The 21,402-nt window shown below is 56.8% G+C and carries 18 protein-coding genes and 2 pseudogenes; 3 read left to right on the top strand and 17 right to left on the bottom strand.

What is annotated here, in order from left to right; genetic code table 11:
- The 14 genes and pseudogenes from ABSE61_RS29920 to ABSE61_RS29855 all read right to left on the bottom strand — a co-directional run.
- Window positions 1-492: hypothetical protein (locus ABSE61_RS29920; RefSeq protein ID WP_423874769.1), on the bottom strand; the 492-nt coding region annotated here is incomplete at its 3' end.
- A 55-nt stretch (window positions 493-547) separates the two neighbouring features.
- Window positions 548-985, bottom strand: a complete 438-nt coding sequence (gspG, locus tag ABSE61_RS29915; RefSeq protein ID WP_423874768.1) for a type II secretion system major pseudopilin GspG — start codon at window positions 983-985, stop codon at window positions 548-550.
- A gap of 207 nt (window positions 986-1,192) precedes the next feature.
- Window positions 1,193-2,917, bottom strand: coding sequence for a GspE/PulE family protein (locus tag ABSE61_RS29910; RefSeq protein WP_423874767.1), 1,725 nt, complete (start codon window positions 2,915-2,917; stop codon window positions 1,193-1,195).
- 619 nt (window positions 2,918-3,536) lie between these two features.
- The gene (locus ABSE61_RS29905) at window positions 3,537-4,130 is read right to left on the bottom strand and encodes a prepilin peptidase (protein ID WP_423874766.1); all 594 of its coding nucleotides are present in this window, start codon (window positions 4,128-4,130) and stop codon (window positions 3,537-3,539) included.
- A gap of 5 nt (window positions 4,131-4,135) precedes the next feature.
- Window positions 4,136-6,292 carry a type II secretion system secretin GspD gene (gspD, locus tag ABSE61_RS29900; protein WP_423874765.1) on the bottom strand — a complete coding sequence of 719 codons (2,157 nt, stop codon included), beginning with the start codon at window positions 6,290-6,292 and terminating at the stop codon, window positions 4,136-4,138.
- Between the two features lie 488 nt (window positions 6,293-6,780).
- Complete coding sequence (locus ABSE61_RS29895; protein WP_423874764.1) at window positions 6,781-7,047, bottom strand: hypothetical protein; 267 nt, start codon at window positions 7,045-7,047, stop codon at window positions 6,781-6,783.
- Between the two features lie 251 nt (window positions 7,048-7,298).
- Window positions 7,299-7,838, bottom strand: a complete 540-nt coding sequence (gene gspM / locus ABSE61_RS29890) for a type II secretion system protein GspM (RefSeq protein ID WP_423874763.1) — start codon at window positions 7,836-7,838, stop codon at window positions 7,299-7,301.
- Between the two features lie 3 nt (window positions 7,839-7,841).
- Window positions 7,842-8,909: a PilN domain-containing protein gene (locus tag ABSE61_RS29885; protein ID WP_423874762.1), complete on the bottom strand. Its 1,068-nt coding sequence runs from the start codon at window positions 8,907-8,909 to the stop codon at window positions 7,842-7,844.
- 4 nt (window positions 8,910-8,913) lie between these two features.
- Complete coding sequence (locus ABSE61_RS29880) at window positions 8,914-9,795, bottom strand: type II secretion system minor pseudopilin (protein WP_423874761.1); 882 nt, start codon at window positions 9,793-9,795, stop codon at window positions 8,914-8,916.
- Window positions 9,796-9,818: 23 nt separating this feature from the next.
- A complete protein-coding gene (locus ABSE61_RS29875) occupies window positions 9,819-10,556 on the bottom strand; it encodes a PulJ/GspJ family protein (protein WP_423874760.1) in 738 nt (245 codons plus the stop codon).
- Window position 10,557: 1 nt separating this feature from the next.
- On the bottom strand, window positions 10,558-10,818 hold the full coding sequence (locus ABSE61_RS29870; protein WP_423874771.1) for a hypothetical protein: 261 nt from the start codon (window positions 10,816-10,818) through the stop codon (window positions 10,558-10,560).
- 36 nt (window positions 10,819-10,854) lie between these two features.
- Window positions 10,855-10,983, bottom strand: a pseudogene (locus ABSE61_RS29865) (prepilin-type N-terminal cleavage/methylation domain-containing protein); the annotation flags it as partial.
- The gene (locus tag ABSE61_RS29860) at window positions 10,934-11,404 is read right to left on the bottom strand and encodes a prepilin-type N-terminal cleavage/methylation domain-containing protein (protein ID WP_423874759.1); all 471 of its coding nucleotides are present in this window, start codon (window positions 11,402-11,404) and stop codon (window positions 10,934-10,936) included. The gene ABSE61_RS29860 and the pseudogene ABSE61_RS29865, both read right to left, overlap by 50 nt.
- A 14-nt stretch (window positions 11,405-11,418) precedes the next feature.
- Window positions 11,419-12,627 carry a type II secretion system F family protein gene (locus ABSE61_RS29855; protein WP_423874758.1) on the bottom strand — a complete coding sequence of 403 codons (1,209 nt, stop codon included), beginning with the start codon at window positions 12,625-12,627 and terminating at the stop codon, window positions 11,419-11,421.
- 296 nt (window positions 12,628-12,923) lie between these two features.
- On the opposite strand from ABSE61_RS29855, the gene ABSE61_RS29850 reads away from it, so the two are divergent.
- From ABSE61_RS29850 to ABSE61_RS29840, 3 genes are all read left to right on the top strand, one after another.
- Window positions 12,924-13,208, top strand: a complete 285-nt coding sequence (locus ABSE61_RS29850; protein ID WP_423874757.1) for a transposase — start codon at window positions 12,924-12,926, stop codon at window positions 13,206-13,208.
- Between the two features lie 1,222 nt (window positions 13,209-14,430).
- The gene (locus ABSE61_RS29845) at window positions 14,431-17,187 is read left to right on the top strand and encodes an AMP-binding protein (RefSeq protein WP_423874756.1); all 2,757 of its coding nucleotides are present in this window, start codon (window positions 14,431-14,433) and stop codon (window positions 17,185-17,187) included.
- A gap of 593 nt (window positions 17,188-17,780) precedes the next feature.
- Complete coding sequence (locus ABSE61_RS29840) at window positions 17,781-19,241, top strand: undecaprenyl-phosphate glucose phosphotransferase (protein WP_423874755.1); 1,461 nt, start codon at window positions 17,781-17,783, stop codon at window positions 19,239-19,241.
- A gap of 5 nt (window positions 19,242-19,246) precedes the next feature.
- Here ABSE61_RS29840 and ABSE61_RS29835 read toward each other — a convergent pair whose 3' ends face one another.
- From ABSE61_RS29835 to ABSE61_RS29825, 3 genes and pseudogenes are all read right to left on the bottom strand, one after another.
- Window positions 19,247-19,507: an ATP-binding protein gene (locus tag ABSE61_RS29835; protein ID WP_423874770.1), complete on the bottom strand. Its 261-nt coding sequence runs from the start codon at window positions 19,505-19,507 to the stop codon at window positions 19,247-19,249.
- Between the two features lie 39 nt (window positions 19,508-19,546).
- Window positions 19,547-20,210, bottom strand: a pseudogene (locus ABSE61_RS29830) (IS21 family transposase); the annotation flags it as partial.
- Window positions 20,211-20,680: 470 nt separating this feature from the next.
- Complete coding sequence (locus ABSE61_RS29825; RefSeq protein WP_423874754.1) at window positions 20,681-21,376, bottom strand: metallophosphoesterase family protein; 696 nt, start codon at window positions 21,374-21,376, stop codon at window positions 20,681-20,683.
- Window positions 21,377-21,402: the final 26 nt, after the last annotated feature.

Below are 21,402 nucleotides of genomic sequence, written 5' to 3'. Positions count from 1 at the left end.
AAAATGGATTAAGCCCGTGCGCCCGGCAAAATCAAAAGGCTGACGCACCATATACGAGTTGACGCCATAGTTTTGCATGACCGTTGCCGTCATAAGTTGTGACGACTTCGTGCCGCTTGGGTCGCAAATCAAAGTGTCATTGGGCGGGTAAACGGACGTTTGCGTGAAAGTCGCACGGCATTGTGGGATCGGGGCAACTGAAACAGGATTAGCAGTGCCTACGTTTGGAACACTAACACCCGCCAGACGCGACGTCGCCCATTTCCTGGGATCGAGATCCCCCCCACGTCCTCCAGCGGTAGAGGGCCCCTCGTCAAAGGTCTCGCAGAATGCAGGTGAACTCAAACTGCAATTTGCTGCTGGGGTGAATATCGACGATTGCGCAGAAGCGCTGCTCGAAGCCAGCACAAAAGCCGTCATCGCGATCGTCGAGACCAGGGCCCTCGCGAGCCACGGTCGAGCGCCAAGAAGCGAATAATCAAAGTGGGCCAATGCTCTGCTCCGGAATATATTTTGCAACCTCAGGGTGACGGATCAACCAACGGCGCTAGCGGGCGGCGGCTAATGTTTCATTGTTGCCGATGTCGGCTGCAGTACCCGTCCCACCCTCCTGGCCGTCCGACCCTAATGATATGATTTGATAGGGGCGCTTCTCGCCGGGAACCCGGTACAGGTATACATGCCCCCATGGGTCGACCGGCACGGAGGCATTCTTTAGATAGGGTCCATTCCAAACGGGAACGCCTGCAGGTCGCTGCACCAAAGCGGCAAGTCCTTCGCTCGCGGACGGATAGCGGCCGGCATCGAGGTAAAATAGATCAAGTGCGCTGCCGAAGCTTTCGATCTGCAGCTTCGCGGCCTTGACCTTGGCATCTCCGAGATAGTTAAGCACCCGGGGCCCGACTAAGCCCATCACCAGACCGATGATCGTGATCACCACCAGCATCTCCACCAAAGTGAAGCCGCCCTCACCATGGCCTCGCATCGCTTGCTGTCTCAAGTGACCCTTAGCGCTGCCCACATCGGACCACGACGTGCGAGGTCGCCGTCTAGATGCGCCAATCTTCGACGAAAGCGTACCTATCAGGTTGAGAGATCCCCTCATTATGGCATGCCGCGACATTTTCTTCTCTCCATCTCTTGATGTCGATCTTCCCGATCGACAAACATCTTGCCACGGTTACCCAATCGGCTACCGAACCGAGGTGACCCTGAGCACTTCCGATACCGTCGTAATTCCAGCCCGGCATTTAACGACGGCATCGTCGATCATCGTGGTCATACCGGCATGGATAGCGGCTCTGTCGATTGCCAACGAATCCGCGTTGGCGCCGACGAAGGGCCTGACTTCTTCGGTCAATTCAAGCAATTCAAAGACCCCGGCGCGACCGCGATAACCAATTCCGTTGCAGCGCTCACAACCGACCGCTTGATAGACTGTTTCACCAGTTGCAAAACCCAGAACGCGATAACGGGGATCAGCCGCAAGATCGCCACCGGTGAGTGCGTGCTTGCGTTTGCAGCCATCGCACAGCACCCGAACCAGCCGCTGCGCAATGACGGCCCGCAACGTCGATTGCAGGAGAAAACCCTCAACGCCAAGATCAAGAAGACGCGGCACGGCGGCGGCCGCGGTCTCGGTGTGCAGCGTCGTCAGCACGAGGTGCCCCGTCAGCGCCGCATGCACCGCGATATTCGCCGTTTCCGCGTCCCGGATTTCGCCGACCATTATGACGTCGGGATCCTGACGAACGAAAGCTCGCATCGCCGCGGCGAAGGTCAAACCGATTGCCGGCTTGACCTGCGACTGGTTGATGCCGGGTATTTCGTATTCGACCGGATCTTCAATTGTCAGAATCTTGCGTGTTGGCTCGTTCAGGATCCCTAGCATCGTCGCCAAGGTTGTCGTCTTGCCGCTTCCGGTTGGTCCGGTGATAATGATCAGGCCGTGCGGCAGGGCCAAAAGACGACGAATCGAAGATTGATCTCGACTGCCTAGACCGACCTTGCTTAACTCGAGTAAGCCACGATCCCGCGGCAGTAAGCGGATCACCGCGCTTTCGCCGTGCTGCGTCGGCATCGTAGCAATACGAATATCGATTTCGGATCGTCCTATCCGCGCGCGTGCCGCGCCGTCCTGCGGCAGCCGGCGCTCCGCAATATTGAGGCTGGCAAGAATCTTGATACGCGAGATAACGGCCTGCGGCGGCGCGTTGGTTGGCGCCGGCACTGCGCGAAGCATGCCGTCGACCCGCATACGCACGGCGAGTCCGGTCCGAAAAGGCTCGATGTGGATATCGCTTGCCCGCAATTCTACGGCGCGCTCGAGCAAATCGTTGACGGCCCGTACAACCGGCGCACCGCTCGCCAGATCTCGCAGACTATCAATATCGTCGTCGCGAGACCGATGCTTCGGTTCATCGACCTCCACAGTATTAGGACTTTGCTCGTCGAGCTGCTTTTCCAGAACCGTCGAAATGTCATCGAACGACGCTATGGCGACTTCAACTGCACCGTTGCATACAATCTCGACAGCCCGGATCGACGCGGCATCGGTCGGATCGGATACTGCCAAACCAAAACGACCTTGGTCCGCCCGAAACGGAAACACGGAGGACTCGCGTAAGAAGCGTGCGGAGAAAAGCTCGGCGGCACTCGTCGCATTCATCAAATCCTGAAGGTTCAATCGCCGCAGACCCCAGAAGCGAGCCGCTTCATCTGCGAATTTACCCGCCGGCAAGTCAGACTTCTCCCACAACAGTCGCAGCTGATTTCCAGAACCCCCATCAACGCAATCTTGAAGCTGCACTCGCGTAGCAGCCGCGTCGGACAACTGATCCAGTAGATACCGACGGAAATGCTCGACCGAACGCAACGCCACGACAGCTCCCGCTGCCGACGTTTGGCCGCTTGGCATTGGCTTCGACCTGTTTCCGGCTAATTCCATCAGAATGTCATCTCTCGAACCACCAGCCGAAATGACCTGGACCGGCGCAGATGGCGAACTTTACCTACCGCGAAATGCGGCTTGAGTTTCCACTGTCGCACCGCATCTCTGGTCCCGGGAAATCCGAAGTCATCTGCTACGCCGTCAATTGAAGGCACGACTCGACCGAACTCAACCAAGAGAGGTAGCCGAACTTTACCATTCAATTTATGGGAGGTGAATATAATGTCGCATGCCAACAGAGCACGTGCCTGCAAAACCGGCGCGACGGTCAACCTTTTGCCCATGTTTGCTTGCGCGGATTTTCTAGTCACTACTTCCTCGTTCCATGACGCCGCTTGCACCGTTAGATGCAGAAGAAATCTCTTTCGACAATTGTTCGATCGCTTCTATTCGAGACTGTGAAATGTTTTACGTGATCCCCCGCAATGCTCGACTCTTCGGTTTACAACTTCAGGCAGCGATGTCTCGTCGGTTTCATAGCGTCTCAACGATCGACACCGCCTGCTTTTCAGAGCGTCGTCTAAACGCCATTCCGAGTTTACAACGAATCAAAACGAGTACTTTAGATGAGACCGAACGACGGTGATCATCCGGTCGGCAGGTTAGTTACATAGAACGCAAGCCATAAGGCGGGACACAAAAAGGTGCCGAACGGCATCTTTGTTGTTCGCTCTATTCGCCGGCCGCGCAGATGTCCCCACAAGATCGTCAACAGCGCCCCGCCCGTTGCTAACCCAAAACACAACGGAATAACCTCGAAGGGAAGCCACGCGCCAACTGCTGCCGCAAGTTTTACATCGCCTAACCCAAGTCCCTCGCGATGCCTGACGCTCTCGTAGCTCCAACGCAGCAGCGCCAGAAAGGCAGCAACGCACACGGCACGCAGAACCGCGTCTGAGGCCGCAGACCACGGGCTCAATTCATCCAGAAACCACGCTGAACTGATACCGCCAACGGTCGCGCCCCAGGTAATTACATTTGGCAACAGGAAGGTCCGAGCATCTACGTCCGCACCGGCCAACATCATCACGCCCAGCGCGATTGAAGCCAGAGCGATCGGACCGGGAAGCGTTATAAGAGATACGAACCCGATGGCTAATCCGCCGCCAACCAGGATCACTATATTCGGTTGGAGATTCTCAGCCGACTCATCCCGCTCTCTTGTATCAACGCTTGTCATTGATATCAACCTGGCGGCGGCGCATGCGGACCTGCCGCAGACGGCACCCCGGTCCCATTGATGACCGAGCTACCGCCGCGCATTGACTGCAGCTTGTCTCTGAACTCCTCGGTGACAGCGCTGGCGTCCTGGCCGTTTCGGATCATTTGAGTCTTGATGAAAATGATGATCTCCGTGCGGGTTTTGGTGCTGGACGTGTTGCCGAGCATGTCACCAAGGATCTTGATGTCGCGAAGACCGGGTATTCCGGAACGGGTTTCCTGATTGTTTTCGCTGATCAGGCCTGCGAGCAGCACGGTCTGTCCGCTTGTCACTGACACGCTCGAGTGCACGCGGCGCTGGGAAATCGTTGGAGTTAGCGTCTGTTGATCGGGGTTCACAACATTAGAGATTTCTTGATCGATCTCGAGCTGGATCGAACCGTTGGCGTGGATGTGCGGCAGTACTTTCAGGATGACGCCGGTGTTGCGCATTTCAATCGTGTTGACGGTTGGCGTAGTCGAACTGGTAAGAAGCGTCGCCGAACTCGTTGAGACCGGAATTTCATCGCCTACCTGAAGCAGAGCTGGCTGATTGTCGAGTGCGACCAGCGAAGGCGATGACAGCACCTTAACGTCGGTCACCGTCTGCAGCGCATTGATGATGGCGCGCGGATTCCCTGCGGATCCCAACAACAAATTCAAACCTGGCCCCACGCTTTGAAGGAGGGCGGACTGGGCTGTCACCGATGCGGCCGCAGTAGCCGACTGAGCTGTCGAGGCGCCAGAGCCGAGAACACCACCCCCAACCTTGCTGCCGTTTAGATAAAACTGAACGCCGTACTGCAAGGCGTTGGTCAACGTGACCTCGGCCACAGTCGCGTCAATCGCCACTTGCAGTTTCGCCTTGTCAAGGTCGCGGACCGCACGCTCGACAACTCGATATTCGGCGTCAGTGGAATACACCACAACCGCATTGTTGGCGTTGTCGGCGGTAATTCGCACGTTCTGAAATGCGCCACGCACGGCGTTTCCACCGGACAGCAGCGAAGCGCTTTCCGGGCCGTCCCCCTCGGTTCCTTTCCGATCCGAGAAGGTGTCAAAAGCAGTAGATATCGGTTTGCCGCCCAGACCCCCGCTGCTGTTGGATGCCGTCGTCACGCCTGCACTGCCGGCCCCCTTGTCAAGCGAGTCCAGCCGGGATTCCGAACCGTTGACGCCCGGTGCGAGCTGTTTGCCGGGTGTGTCGGAACTCGCACCGGATCGCTGAAGGAAGATATCGTTCAGGATTTTGGCTATCTGAGTCGCATTTCCATTCTTCAGGCGAAAGGTATGCATTGTTGTGCCGGAAGAATCGAAGCGATCGAGGCGGCGCACCCATTCCGTCGTTTGTGCAAGCAATTTAGGCGTCCTGGTGACGACCATGACTGCATTCATGCGCGAGATCGGCTGGAACCGAACAACTCCCTGACCCACACCACCGTCACGAGTTTCGAATATCCGCTCAAGTTCTCCGATCATCGTCTCGGGAGAAGTTGACTTTAGCGGATAGACTCCGACCGATTGATTGCGCAGCCATTCCACGTCGAACGTCGCGACCATATCGAGAGCTGCCTGGCGCTCGGCTGTCGTACCCTGAATCAGAAGCAGATTACGGGACGGGACAACTCGGATCGAACCGGGCCTGGCCAAAAAGCTTTCCGCCGTCTTCGCTACCGTCTCCGCAGACGTATATCGCAGCGGCACTAGCGATACGCCGAAACCTGGTTCACCCGCGCCATCGAACGAACCGCCAGCACTACCTTCTGGAAGCGGCACGATCTTCATTAGATTTCCGCTACGCACGATCACCGCATTCGACATGCGCAATACGCTTTCGAAAGCTGGCAGCACGTCCTTGCGGGGTATGGGGCCCGATGACGCCAGCGTCACGTGACCCTGCACGCGCGGATCGACAGTGAAATTGAGCTGAAGAATATCCCCGAGCAGGAACTTAGCGACGGTCTGCACGTCGGCGCCATCGAAATTAATCTCGACGCCGTCGTTCTTTGCTGAAGAACCCTGCTCGAGGCTATCGCCTTTGATGAATGCAGCCGGTTGGAATGACGCAGGCGTCATCGCGGGGTCGGGGCCGCGTCGGGAGTTTGGCACGACTTCGGGCCCAACATCGGCGCCGGGAAACAAGAGAGGCCCCGCGGTTTGACGGCTTGCCTGGGGCTGGTCTTCGGCTGCTGGGAAGCGAGGGCTCAAATCGGCTTTGCGAACAGTATTGGGAGCGTCGTGCGACGACGTCGTATCCCCTACGCGCGAAGTCGTATCCCCGAAAAGACTAGCACCAGGTCCAGCGCAGCCCATCAAGCCACCCACCATCAATATCGCCGCGCAAGCCGGCCAAATATTAGGGTAATTTAATTCCTTACGGAAATTTACCCCCCAAAAATAAGTCAAAATGCGCTCCCGCACCGCCGTGCCTGAACTTGAGACCGAGATGATTGCACCGATGCCAATGGCAAAATAATACCGATGCTCAGTGCCCCCTTGCTAACCGAAAGTTAACCTTAAAAGATGAAATGATGGTTAACCATGTGTTTTGTGGGGCGAGAGCAGTGCAGTAAGTGGCGATCCAAAGGTAAATTTTGGCCCTTGGGTCAGATAAATACGTCGCCAGCGAACTAATTTTTCGCTTTTTTGCCGGCCGATGTTGGATTCTGCTGCTGCAGGAGCTGCGGCGCATAGGGCGACCCGTCGCCCAAAATCGTTTGATCGGTTTCACGATTAAAAAGCGTAAACGTGGCGAAGCGACCATCAAGCGACAAGATCAGCTTGCGTCCCAAGATCCCACTTACCGTCCATCCGCCTATTTCATCACCAACTTGCGCGCGTATGATCTTCTTCTCAGGTCCAACTTCGACAACGACATGCGCACTCGCCCCATCCATTACAACGCCGGAGAAAACTAGATTTGGTGGCGGAGTTGGAGGCGTTCGCGGTTCGGGATCGCGAGACGTCTGCGGTGTCGACGCGACGTGACGGCTCGGAGAAAACAACGGTCGATCCACAATCGCCGACAACCGCTCCATCGTTTGGGCCGCGAGCGGATTGGAAGGCGTGGCCTGCGTCGTCGATGGATCTGCACCAAGCGCAGCAGTCGTGCACAACAACAGAACAGCGGGCGTCAGGCAAAGGTGCATCATGGACTCCCTCGCCGCCAAAATGCACGCAAGCTCATCGTTGCCCGCAAGATCGGATCTTCCGAGTGGCCTGCCGTCGTGCTGGCCGGCTGTAACGTCAATGTATCGACGAATACGTAAGGTGTCCCGCTTTCAAGCTGATAAAGCACCGCGCGCAGAGCTCTCGTGTTCATGTCGAGTGTGGCCTCAATCCTGATTGTGTCGTCAGCCTCATCGGCTTTGGCCGCTTCCGTTCCCGTCGAAACCAGTCCAGCCTGCTGAAGGTCGGCGAGCTGTGCCAGGTAGGCTTGTAGTTTGGCGTTCGCGATACCCGTGGTAGGCGCATCCAGAAAAGCCGTCGGGGGTGCTGCGCCGTTCGACCCGCCGGCGCCTGCTCGCATTTTCGTCTCCAAGCGCGAGAGCATTTCACGACGTTCTGCAAGCTCCCACCCAGCATCCGAACGCATCTGAACCGATACTCCTGCGACGAACACACATGCCAACAACAACAAGGCCAATGCCGCTACAGAAACAGCTTGTTCGCGGTCCAACCTCAGCACGCCTCACTCCTTTTCGAGCTTGATGCGAGGTTCGACGTGCGCCTCGATAGAAAATCTAAAGGATTTGCCGTCCGAACCGCGTGTCGTTGGTGCAGAAAAATGCACGCCGGTCAGGTGTCCCGACTGTTCAAGCGGCGCAAGCAATCCCGGAGCATCATCAGCCAGGCCAATTATGCGCAAGGTTCCACTTTCCAGTCGAATTTCGGTTAGATATGCGGAATCGGGCAAGGCACGCGACAATGCTTCAAGGAGGATTACGCTAGAACCGGAGGTCTCCTTCAAGAACCATGCGCGTTCTGCCGGCGAACCGGAAGCCGCCGCGGACGACGTCTGACCACCCTGGATTTGCTGCTGCAGTGCCTTGGCGCGCGCGGCGATCCTTTCATTCTCGTCGCGAATATCACCGGCCGAAACAAACGCCCAGAGGCTCAAGCACGTACTCACTGCGACGAAACCACCAATGCCCAAACCGATCAGGCGCCTCAACCTTTCAGGATGATCAAAGGAGGCGTCCGTCGATCGCGACCACAGGGTCACGGGTTTTCTCGCATCATCTGAATTTTCGACAAGCGAGTTCGCCACGATGCGATCGACTTGAACATTGAGTGCAGCCAGATGATTTCGAAATGCGTCGATATTCGCCCGTGAAGCTATCAGGATCCGAACGTCAACTACCGAGGCATTTTCCACGTTTACTTCGCCGTCGAAACCGTAAACTACGTCGTTCGGTGGCCAGGGCGACAGCCGTTCGATCTGGTTGCGGATAACACCCGACAAAAACTTCTGTGCACCCGCCGGGACGGTGATGTCCCGCCTTACGATCTTGTCAGGAGGAAATTCTGCAATGACAAAACCGTCGCGGGCGGCGTCCAGCAGATCAGCCGCTGATCTTTGCTCGGGCCGATGCAGTGGACGAGTGATATCATGGCCGGATCTAGTCTCCCTTACGACGACTTGCTGATTTTCAAGTGCGACGGTCAGAGCACGCTGTTCACGCCAGTGCTCGTGCCAAGCAACTAATAGTGTCGCCAACGTCTCGATCCATCGCTTCAGAACGGCAGGCATCCGCATCACACTACCTCTGCGTCATGGGACCGCCCCATATAGAAGCTTTGGCATATGGAATTGGGGTCCAAATCAGCACGCGGTACGGTTGGCTATCTTGAGGTAACACAACAATCACCGCGTGGGCCGCGGTGGCATAACCGCTCATCAATTCCGCCGTCAGATCCACCGACACGACTCGCTGCGACTTGACTGCAAGGTATTGCTGCGCCGGTCCAAGAAGACGAACGAGCCGATCGGGGTTTGAGGAAGAATTGCTTCGAGCCTTGATAAACTCTGCAGCCCGTTGGGCGTCAACGCCGGGCAGCCCCGCGATGACAGCTGGTGGCGCAGTCAACGGATTGACGGTTGAATCACCAAACACGGTAGTCAGTGGCGCAACTGCCTCGATCCACTCTGGCTCCATTCCTGGAATAGAGTGAAGTTGGCCTAGGTCGGCGAAGGGCTGATTGGCGGTAGACGGCGGGAGCGCTTGACTGGATGGACGGCCTCCATTGTCGGAATTTGCCGCGCTGCCGGGACTGCGTCTTTCGACGATGCGACCGGCGACGGTGCCAGCCGCCCCTGCCGGAGCGCCAATGGAACGCAACATTGAAGCGATAACCTCAACCGGTGCTTTGCCAATATCGATTCGGCCACCCTCGTCATTGAGGCGCACACGCACGGCGCCAGTACCGAGGGTAGCCGTCGTTTCGACCTCGGACAGCGGGACATCGCTGGGGGTCTGCACAATGCCGGCGGCGGTCTCAAGTCCGGCGCTTAAAAGCGCCTCTGCCTGCACCTGATCGCGTTCAACCGCCATCACACCGGCAAAGCCCCGGAAGGTGACCGATGCGGCCATCGCCAACGCCGAAAGCAGCGATATGGACCACAGCACGGTCACCAAAACCATTCCGCGTCGTGAATCGCTATGTGTCATTTCGCCGGGCTTTCGGACTTAGATGGGCCGTTCGGCGGCGATAGACACGCAGGCTTCGCATCGCTTTGCCCGCAGGCCGGCGGGGCATCAGAGCGAACAATAAAAGTAGCTTCGCCGAGCAAATCGACGCCGGTTTCGCGGTTGCGCAAGATCAAACGAACATAGCGGGGCAAGGCAAATTCCTCAATCCAATTGGAAGACCATACCGGCGCGCCCACCGGCGTGCTGCGTCCGAATTGGAACGACATGTCCAGCCTACCCTCGATCAGAACCACAGGATCTTTTGGCGTCACATCTTCGAAGTGCGTGCGACCTCCTGGCCACTTCGCGCGACGTCTGACTAGCCGACGCAAATCGCCATCCCGCTCGATGGTCAGGCTGACGAGTTCATCGTCGCTGGAACTCGATGCAACGCCCCCCGCACCCACGAAGACCACGTTTGCTGATCGACCCGCGCTCTCTTGCTCGGCGGCGAACGCGATTGCAGTGCCATCCGCCGTTCGTCGTGACACAAAGCGAGCTGAACTAAAATCGCCGGCCAAACGTCCGACAGCGAGAACAAGCCGCTCGGCTTCAGTTGCCCCTCGCGTTCCCCGATCGAAGTAAATCGCAACATTTCGGATAAGCGCCGCGCTGGCAACGATGATCACCGAGGCAATCGTCAGTGCGGCCAAAACCTCGACAAGAGTAAAACCTTCACTTCCAGAGCGAATGCCTCGGCCTTGCATCGCCATCTCAGGGTTTTCCAAGCCGGATCGTTTCGGCCATGATCACCTGGCCCGGCGCCCACGTCACGCTTGCAACCACACGATAAGTCAACCAATTTGATTGGGCCTGCCTACGAACCACAACTGCCGGTTCAGTGTCGACGCGCCAACGCAATCCGCTGGTTTCGCCTTCCTGCGAAGCGCTTGCCAAACTGGAGCGATCGAATGGGGCATTAATTAGCGAGCGCAGGAGAACCTGCGCCGCGACGCGGCCCTCGGCATTTGCCATGATGCGGCGTGCCTGCGACAGGTGTGGCCCGACCGCACTCGCAAAAACTACAAGCAGCGTGAGAGCGACGAGAGCTTCAAGCAGCGTAAATCCGGCCTGCCTATCGCTTCGGTCGTTATGGCCCGATCGCGACACCACCGGTGTACCAGTTAACACGGATCTCATATTCCGCCCTTTCACGCGATAATTTCAATACCGCTCCCGTCGACGCGCCATCCGGATGGAAGCGAACGACAGCCTGACGTCCCGACCAGAGCGCGTCGATACCGAGAATGTCGAGGGCGATGTCGCGCGGCAGCGCGACGATATCCCCTCCGTCACCAACCAGGATACGTCGTTTGCCATCGAGAGATATCTCCCGATCGCGACCCGTCAGAATCGCACCAAGCCGTTCGCGTCGGAACAGCGAGGCGGTCTGCAGCGTCACAGCCTTCAAACCGGCTCGGCCAGTGCCCGGCGTCATCGTTAACACAAGCCCGGCGACCAGAGCTATAATCAGCATCACTGCCATGACCTCGATGAGTGTGAAGCCGGCGCCTCGATCGGCGTTCCAGCTTCGCAACACTGGCAGTATGACCCGGACCACCCTGATCCTCCGGTTCACTGCGCAAGATCAGTCATACTAAGCAGAGCACTCATGATCGATACGATCAGGGTACCAATAACAATACTGACCACAATGATCGTGATCGGCCCGATCGCCCCCATCAGGCGATCGAGACCCAAGCCAAGTTTGTGCTCGTAGAAACGCGACGCATGACGGACGATGTTCGCAACGTCGCCCACCTCATCTCCTACTCTAAGCATTCTCACTGCGAGCGGGGGAAGCAGTGTGGTGTCAGCCAAGGCCTCTGCAAACCTCCGGCCGTTCCTCACCTGCTCGTGGACGCTGTCGAGTGCCGCGACATAACGTGGTTCGGTAACTATGTCACGAAGGATCTTGAGTGCCGCCGGAAGTGGGACACCATTTTCGAGCAGCAGGCCGAGCGTCCCCACGATCCGTGCCGTCCGGCGATCACCCGCCAACTCTGAAATTCCAGGAATCAGCGTGACTGCGCCGACGATCCGCGCACGCCATTCGCGGTTGCGCAACACTAGCCAAGTACCCACAACCAAAAACAAGCAGATCACTAAAAAGAGATCCAGATTGCGACGAAGCAAGGACGAGCACGCGACCACGAAAGCCGCACCGGAGTTAAGGCGGCCACCAAGATCTGCAAAAACGGGTTCAAACTGCGGCACGACATACATCAGGAAAAAAAGCAGGATAGCAATCGCCGAGCCGACCAGAAACAACGGGTAGCGGATCGCAGAATTAATTCGATCGGTCAGCACCTCCTTGCGTGAGCGGTCTTCGACGATCGCACGCAGTACGGCATCCAATTTTCCCGATGCTTCGCCTGCACGTACCATTGCGACATAGGCGGGTTCGATAGCGACGGTATGTTGTTCCAACGCTTCTGCGAAACTGTCGCCGGCGGAGATCGATGCGCGCAGATCCTGAGCAAATCCCGCTAAACCTTTGCTTGTGTTGTCGCTGAGCGTCTGCAGCGCCGCTTCGAGCGTCAATCCGGCGCCGAGAAGGAGCGCCAGCTGATGCAAAAAAATGGAAACATCCCGTGATCGCGGCGCCTTTCCAGCAGCCTTACGGCTGCGAGCGAGAATTCCTGTGGTGACCGGCTCGGCATCGATGGTCAGGTGACCTAAATACTCGATACGCCGCACCACTTCTTCACGCGATGACGCATCCACCTCGCCGGCGACGATCTCGCCCGCAGGCGTGACAGCGCGATAGCGGAATTGCGGCATTGGGTACGCCCCTAGAAAACTTGCGATTTGCGAACGACACGCTGTTGTCTGCCTGACTGCCGCTCGTGAGTTAGCATCCGGCGCTTCGGCACGTGTTTACACGGGCGACGCCAACTCCACTTCGCTAAAGCGTCCAAGGCAGCTAATTGTGCACCAGTATCGCGTCCCGACCAAGATCGAGAATGCATGTGACGGGATGGCGAAAATCAGACCAGCGCGCGGCAATCCCGTGTCTGCTATGGTATTATTAAACCTTTTAATCACTTGCACAGCTGGGAGCGCGCAGCCTGCTGGCGATGGGACATCAGCCCAAGAGGCTTCTCGCCGATCGCGCCTATGACGCCAGGAGTCTGAGGGAGGTCCTCGCTGGGCGGCGGATAAAGGCTGTCATCCCGCCAAACTCCACCCGCAAACATCCTCACCGCTATGACAAAACCGCCTACAAGGGACGCAATGTCATCGAGCGCATGTTCTGTCGCCTCAAGGATTTCAGGCGCATCGCAACCCGCTATGACAAGCGAGCCGATTTCTTGCTCTCCACAATCCTCTTGGCAGCCGTACTCACTTGGTGGGTCAATTGAGTCCGCACCCTAACACTGCTTTGGCAGATTATTGATTTTGTCGCTTTTTATAGGTTTCCCGAATCAATTCTTCAATGATTCATGGGTGGTCGGCCCTTCGAGGGCTGACCATGGCGGGGTGGAAAGACGAACTCGAACGCTGGCTGCAACCGTTCTCACGTTCGTCAGGCAGCTGCTTGTACGAGAACCATAGCTCACGAATCCCTAACTTGTGCGTCGATTGCCCGGCTTTCGAAGCTTCGAAGCCGCTTCCGTTCAGGATGCTGTATGCATCATAAACAGCTGATAGTCGGTCGGTGCTGAGTCATGTTGGCGCACCCGAGGAAACGCTGAAATAGGCTGTCCCGATCTACCGAGGCGCGTGGCTGAGGTGCGACCTTAGTCTGTGGAGCGATATCGATGTTCCAAACAAATTGCCCGCGACGTAAAATTGTGCTTTGTGAACTCTCCAACATGCGCTCCCCCTCCCCCGCAAGCGCGGTTGATCAGGCAACTTCAATGGGAACTCGAAAGGGTTTGCACAGACTGAAGCTTAGACCGTGCTGGAGGCCCCCCAAGAAAATATCCGATAGCATTCGCCGCGAAGCTCAACAGAATGTAGCAGGTTCGCAACAGACGCTAAATTTTCGCTATTTTTACCTGCTCCAGTCACACGCGGCTCCATTTTCACAATAAGATTTATGTGTTTGAATCAACTTCAGCCGTGGCAACCTGCAAACTTGCCGGGCTAGGTTGAAGTCAAGGAGTTGGCTATGCCCTTGATAAAGTCGCTTAAGATTTTCGTCGGCCTAAGCTCTTTACTGGGGTTCGCAGCACTCGGCTCTGCGTCGAGGGTGGCGGGCGCTTCGGAGCTTTACGGTGGGCCCAATGGGGACCAACCAGCGAGGGTTCACTCGCACCACAGGGCTTTGGTCGCGCAGCCGCCCTGCGGTTGGAATTGTCGTGGCGGGTGCCCGGATAGATATTCGTGCGCTCCCCTCTATGGAAGCTACAATATGCCCTATGGCACCCCCGATTATTGGTCGCGCTACACTTATGGCGGATGGACGCGTTAGGTAGGTCATCGTCCATTACATCCGCAAATTGCGAACTTTGTATCTGGGAAGATTATTGGTGATGCCGGAAATGGCGTCGCAAAGCTTACAGGGAGCTTACGATCGACTTCGCTGTTTGCGATTTTGCGAAATAGAGTCTTGGATTGGCGGGCCCCCAAGGCTGTATAATGGCTTCGGTATTTGGGTTAATCGCTGAACGGCTCCCGTGGGCCGGTATTGACCGAGCAGGCGGCGGGAACGAAAGTTATCCGGATTACGAGCCTGCAAACGGGCTGGCTTACGGACAAATAGTATTGCGTACTTTTGGATCACTTTGTTCGCTCGCAACGTCCTTCCCCCGCGGAGGAATTGAGGATGTTTTCCTAGGGGTTTACTGGGAAGCTTCGACGTTCGCAAATGAGGTGAGCCGGCGCGCGGCCGTTCTATCGCACATGGGCATCGGGCGTGGATCGACCGTTGCAATAGCGCACGGCGGAACTGCGCACTTTTTTGCCGATCTGTTCGCGACATGGAGTGTCGGAGCCACTGCGGCATGCCTTGATTCAACATTGACCGCCAGAGAAATTCAAACGGTTGTTGCTTTCGCAAGTGCCGCCATCGTTCTCGTCGATAGTCGTGCATCCTTTGGGCAGCTTGCAGCGCCAATCATCGAACTCCGAAGCGAAAGGAGCGCCAAGGCCTCGCCTCCTTCGAAGCTGGTCAGCCAAACGGATCCAGCTCTCTTACTCTTCACGTCAGGCACGACCGGCGCGCCGAAGGGTGTTGTACTGACCTTCGGAGCACTTGAGGCCAGGATCGATGCAAACATCCGGGCGATTGGAAAGGCTCCTTTGGCGCGTGCACTGGTGTCACTGCCTACGCACTTCGGACACGGGCTTATCGGGAACTCGCTAACGCCGCTGCTGGCGGGAGGAGACATTGTGCTTCATCCCATAGGCGTCCCGATGGCAAATGAGCTCGGTCGAATAATTGACCAACACGATATCACCTTCATGAGTTCTGTTCCGGCACTTTGGCGCATGACGCTGAGCCGGAGTTCGCAGCCTAAGCGTGCGAGCTTGGCGCGAGTGCATGTTGGCTCTGCGCCGTTTCCGGCGACCCTGTGGTCGGAGGTTGCCGCTTGGACGGATGCCGAGGTCGTCAACTGCTACGGCACCACCGAGACGGCCAACTGGCTTGCAGGCGCCTCGTCTCGTGTTGACGGTATCGCCAACGGGTTAGTCGGTTCGATGTGGGGAGGCACAGCGGCGGTCATTGATAGCAATGGTGCGATACAGCCGGTTGGGAGCGGGGAAATTATCGTGCGATCGCCGAGCCAGATGTCCGGCTATCTGCACCGACCGGACCTAACGGCGGCTGCTCTTTTTCAAGGTTGGTATCGAACCGGTGATAGCGGGTCGATCGATGAGCAAGGTCGCATTTGGCTGACTGGCCGCGCCAAAGACGAGATCAATCGGGCAGGGTTCAAGGTACAACCAGCCGAGATCGATGCCTTGCTCGAGGCCAACCCGGCTATCGCAGAAGCGTGCGTATTCGGCATAGAGGATCCGCTTGGAGGAGAGGCTATTGCCGCCGCCGTTCAGCTGAAGCAGGGCGCCGGCGCAGACGTGAAAGGCCTGCAGTCCTGGTGCCTGGAGCGAATTCGGCGAGAGGCCGTCCCCGAAAGCTGGTTTTTCGTTTCTGAAATTCCGCGCACAGCACGCGGCAAAGTCAATCGTGACGCCGTTCGCAACGCGATCGTAAAGAAATCGGCCGCTGTCGCTGACGACCAAGCGCTTGAGGTTGCGCCGGGCACCATCAGCGATCAGGACGTGGGCGCTCTCGCCGAAACCGATTCAGTTCGGACTGCGGTGGAATTCGCCTGGACGAAAGTCTTTGGTCGCGACTCCTACGACGTTGGAATTTCACTATCCGAAACGGAAGCGGATTCCCTCGACCTTATGCGCTTTTGGCTGTTGACCGAACAAATGTTGGGCACTCGGCTGTCAATGGATGTGCTGGATTCTGAGCCAAAGCCAGATCAACTCGTCGCCGCGCTAGAGCAACAGCTTCGAGCAAAAGCCGAGGCGCCCAATGCCCCATTAGTCTTTCTGATGCCGCCGGCCGTGGGTGATTTTTTGGGTTTGGCACGCTTTCGTGCAGTCCTCAAAGCCAAGATCCGCTTTGTTCTGATCCAGTATCCAGATTGGCGGGAGATGATCAAAGCCGGCGGTGGCTTTGACGCTTTGGCTAGCTCAGCGGTTGCGCAGATTTGCACAAAGTGCCCCGGACCGGAGCCTATCCTCTTGGCAGGGTATTCGTTCGGCGGCCTTGTTGCGATGGAAGCCGCGCGTCGCCTCGCGGAGAGAGGCCGAAGAGTGCGTTTCCTTGGACTGATCGATACGAGGGGTATCAATTCACCTTCTCTCGCTGAGCGACTGCGTCGGTTTTTCGTGCCAAGGCAATTTTTCATGCCAAGGCAAAAGGAGGAATTCGAGCCGACAACTCGACGTGCGGGGACGGAGGAGTCTGGCAGATTGCCAAGTCGTTGGCACGCTCTTATCTCTGCACTTATTTTGATTTCGGCGTTTAGGACATTGAGAATTTTTGGCCGTTTGGCGATGCTCTTTCCCGAGAAACAGGCATTCACAATTGGAGCCGTAATCAATTGGCGATTGCGAACAGAGTCCCTCCGCCGTTTGCGCCTAAGGCCGCCAGGAACTCCTCTGACTTTATTCCGATCGGACGATAGCCCATCCTCGGGCGATTATGGATGGAGCGCTCTTTGCCCGGAGCTGACGGTAATTCATACCCGAAGCACACACGAACTGATGTTCGATCAGCCTTTCGTAGAGATCCTCGGCAAGCAATTTCAAGACGCAGTCGAATCAGTTGACGTGCCAGAGTTTCAAGGCGGCGAATCACTGACCTATGAGTCTCAATAGTCAGGAGCGCAGCGCTTGCCATTTCGCGCCCTACCATGACTGGTGATCGTGATGGCGCGATCTGCCGGCGGACGGGTTCCTCGGAGCTATTCCTTGCGTGACCGCGCTGCGCTGGATGGTCAATTCAAGCCGGCATCATTAATGTCAATATGGCCTCGAATATTAATTATTTCACACTAGCGTCGCCCTTTCTAATGTATTATTTTAAATTAACAGCAGCGCGTAACCGATAGTGCCAATTGTGAGTCAGCCCGCAGGCAGATGTCGATTGGCATGATTTTTGCTCTGAGTCCGTAAATGTTTATCGAAATTTGTCGAAATTGAGTGACGCACATTTTGATATGAATTAGAACTAAAGGAAATCAAGCGAAGTATCTTGAACCGTTCCTGGCCTGCGCGAGGGTTGGCCTACGTGACGGAACATCTTAATGAATCTGACCGAGAGGATTTAAATTTTTGCCAATCGTTCAAGAATCAAACCGCCGGGGACGCTGACTATTTATCCCGTAATCCACTTAGAGGAGCCGTGGATTTAACAATTTGCCGTTGCAGCCAATTTTGTGTTTGACATCCAGATTTAATGGCGAGGCGTTATGTCGATTGAGTCCGGTACTCGCGATGAGGTAAGTGAGCTTCAGTGTTCGATTGCGCGATCAGCGATTGGTTTTTCCGCTGAAGCTATTCCGTATATTTTGCCAGCCTTAGACGCGTTTGTAATTTTGCTATCCTGCCTGGTGGGCGAGATCGGCTACCACCTGGTGATCGGCGATCCCTTCGAGCTATTGCCACTATGGGCCGTCGGCTCACTTGCCAGCGTTATATACATCCCGCGCATGAACGGAGGTCGTTACTACGAGCTCTTGGAGAGCGCGAAGCCGCGACTGGAGCTACGCGAGATATTGGTATGCTGGTTTACGACCGGGCTGTTGCTCGCGCTTTTCGCCTTTCTTCTCAAGATTGGCGCGGCCTATTCTCGCGGCGCGTTCATTATCTTCTACGTTCTCACGCCCATGGCGTTGGTGGCGACCCGCAAAGCCACAAAGGCTGCCCTGGCGCAGGCTGTTTCCCGTGGGACGATAGGACGACGCGACACTGTCTTGATAGGTGATCCAAGCGAGATTTCCGCCTTGGAGAAAGGTGATTTGCTGGCTTTTTGTGGTGCCCCCGATGTAAGGCGCTTTGCCTTAAGCCCTGCAGACGATGATTTGCAGCGCTCGTCGGAAGACGTTCGGATTATCAACTCTGCAGCCAACTATGTGCGGCATCACAACTGCCGACAAGTGCTGATAGCCTTAACATGGAGCGACGCGACTCGTATTGAGTTCATCAGGGACCAGATCAAGGCGCTCCCCGTCGCTGTTCGATTGGTGCCGGACAAGAGCGTTCGAGCGTTGTCGGATTTTATTTGGTCTGCGCGTAACCCCGCTCCGACTATCGAACTGCAGCGGGCGCCCCTTAGTGCAGCGCAGCGCTTTGTGAAGCGCATCATCGACGTCGTCGCCGCTTCACTCATGCTGATGTTCTTCCTGCCAATCATGGCCATGGCTGCCATTGCCATCAAACTCGACAGTCCAGGTCCGGTGATTTTTCGACAGATCCGGAAGGGCTTTAACGGCAAGCATTTCGTCATATTGAAATTCCGAACCATGACCGTCCAGGAGAATGGTCCCGACGTTGTCCAAGCGTCGCGTGACGACTCGCGAATAACAACTATTGGGCAGCTGCTTCGGTCCACCAGCATCGATGAATTGCCTCAGCTTTGGAATGTTCTAATAGGTGAGATGTCACTGATTGGGCCGCGTCCTCACGCTCTAGCCCACGACAGCTATTTTGAAACCTTGTTGAGCGATTATGCTTTTCGGCATCACGTCAAGCCCGGCATAACAGGTTGGGCGCAGTGCAACGGCTCGCGAGGCGGCACGCCGACCGTTGAACATGTCGTTGAGCGCGTGAAACTCGACCTCTGGTATATCAATAATTGGAGCCTCTGGCTGGACCTGGTGATCCTGATCCGGACGGTCTTCGAGGTTCTCCGAAAACGGAACGCCTATTGAAGACCTTATGCGAGCGCCGCTGCGGCTAGCGCTTGCGGCCATCGAGACGCGCCATGGCGATGTCTTCGAACAGGCGCGGCATACGCAAATAGAGCACGGAATGATCGAGCCTTGCTGCCTGGCGCCCGAAGGGCACACGCCAGCCAGGTTTTGCCAGTCCCGGTCAAGCCGGTGATGATGAAGTTCTCATGGGCTTTCAGCCAGACGCCTTGCGCGAGCTGCAGGGTATTGCGCCGGTCCAGGCCGCGACGGGAGGCGAAGTCGATGTCTTCGATGCAGGCGTCGACGAAGCGCAGCTTGGCTGCGGCCTTCAGATTGTCGCAGACGATCGCCTTGGGAACTCCGCCAAAGTACGCCAGGGCCCGGGTCTGGCCTTCGATCCAGTCTGGCAGTCGCTGACCGAAGCTCGCCATAGCGAAGGTCAGCGACGAAGTGGCGAGCGCCGCGACAAAAATCTGGGCCGCACGGACCTCACCGGTTTGCGGATCGATCACCTCCACCGTCGGGCCCGCATAGTCGGTCTGCATCACCGCACGCGCCGCGTTACGGTGGCGGAAGGTCGGGTTCGACCGGCGCTGATCGGCGTCAAACTTCTCGCAGAACAAGGTGTAGCCATAGCCGCCGGGGGCGGACCGCCCGGTATTCCTGCCAAAGCAGCGTCAGCGTCACGCCCTTGCGCTTGAGCTCCTGCGCCACCCGCGGCCACTCAGGTTCGCTCAAATCCTGCGGAGGCCGTCCCATCCGTCGGAACAGGGCTCGCTGCAGGGCAGCTTCGTTCTCGTAAACCGCCGGTAGCGGCCACGTCACGCCCGCTTCACGGGCCCGCAGCAGGTAAGTGGAAACCGAGGTCTTGCTGATATGAAGCCGTTCCAAGATCGCCCGAACCGAAAGGTTCTGCTCGTAGGTTAGCCTCAGGATCGATCGTAGGTCCTTCACAGTGGTTCGATTCACTTGCTTCCGTCTCGGCATTGGCCCCCTCAAACTCAGCTTGAGAGAGAACATTGCCTGAACGGCGCAACCAAAAAACCAGATCTCGTGACTGTCCGCGACTTAGCGAAATGCCTGTCCCGGACTTACTGAAATCGCTGTCCGGGACTTACCGAAATCGCTGTCCGCGACTTAGCGAAACCCGCAGATTCATGGTGTTGGCACCCGCGACCCTTATCGTTGTGGTCGTCGCGGTTGCTGTCGGGGTCGTGCAGACCAATAGCGTTCGGCCGATAATTTTGATGATCGCCGCAGCAACCCTAGGAATACAGATCGGCTATTTTGTTGGAACGCTGATTCGCCATGGCCTGAGTGCACTCCTGGCACGGAGGTCAAGTGCTCTCGAACAGGCACAACGCGCGGCGCACCGCCGAGCGGCGGTGGCCGATTGAGAAAAGCGAGCGCCCTTCCTCGATTAGCACTTGAGTCCAAGGACTCCTCGCAAGTCGCTCTCAGATAAATCGAATCTTATCGTTTTCCAGCACAAGACAGGTCAGTCGTCCAGTCGCATAGGCACCCGTATCGATGTTGATACGGTTTGATCGAACATCCGGCTCCAGGACGGGCGTGTGCCCATGCACGATGACTTTGCCAAAGTCGCTTTTACTTAGGAGGAAATCCTCTCGAATCCAGAGAAGGTCATCTTCCGATTGCTTGGTAAGGCAAACCCCCGGTCGGACTCCTGCATGCACAAAGAAAAAATCGCCGCAGATGAAGTATGGCTTAAGGTCGCTCAGGAATTCGCGGTGGCTGGATGGAAGCATTCTGTCAAATTCGGAGGAGAGTTCTCGTCGATTTTGCGGATCGGTCCCTATCTCCGGCACAAGGCCATATGACAATAACGTCTCTAGTCCGCCGCAGCGTCGCCAAACAGGAAGAACGTGTGGGTTCTCTAAGAACTCACGTAGGAAGGCCTCATGGTTTCCCATGAGGCAGACAGTTGGCTGGGCGGCACCATGGTCGACAAGTCGATCGAGCACGCCCTTGGAATCCGGACCGCGGTCGATGTAATCCCCAAGAAAAATGCGAATTGCGTTCGGCGCAGGATCCGCTTCCATATCCGCGTCGATCCGTGCGAGGACCGAGTCCAAAAGGTCTGGGCGCCCATGGATGTCTCCGACTGCATAAATCCGAGTGCTGTCCGGCACCCTGGCCTTGGGCGCTGCGGTGCGCG

This window comes from Bradyrhizobium sp., assembly GCF_049519115.1.
GTDB lineage: Bacteria > Pseudomonadota > Alphaproteobacteria > Rhizobiales > Xanthobacteraceae > Bradyrhizobium.
The sequence above is the reverse complement of the archived record's forward strand: the minus strand, read 5'-3'. Positions and strand labels throughout refer to the sequence as shown.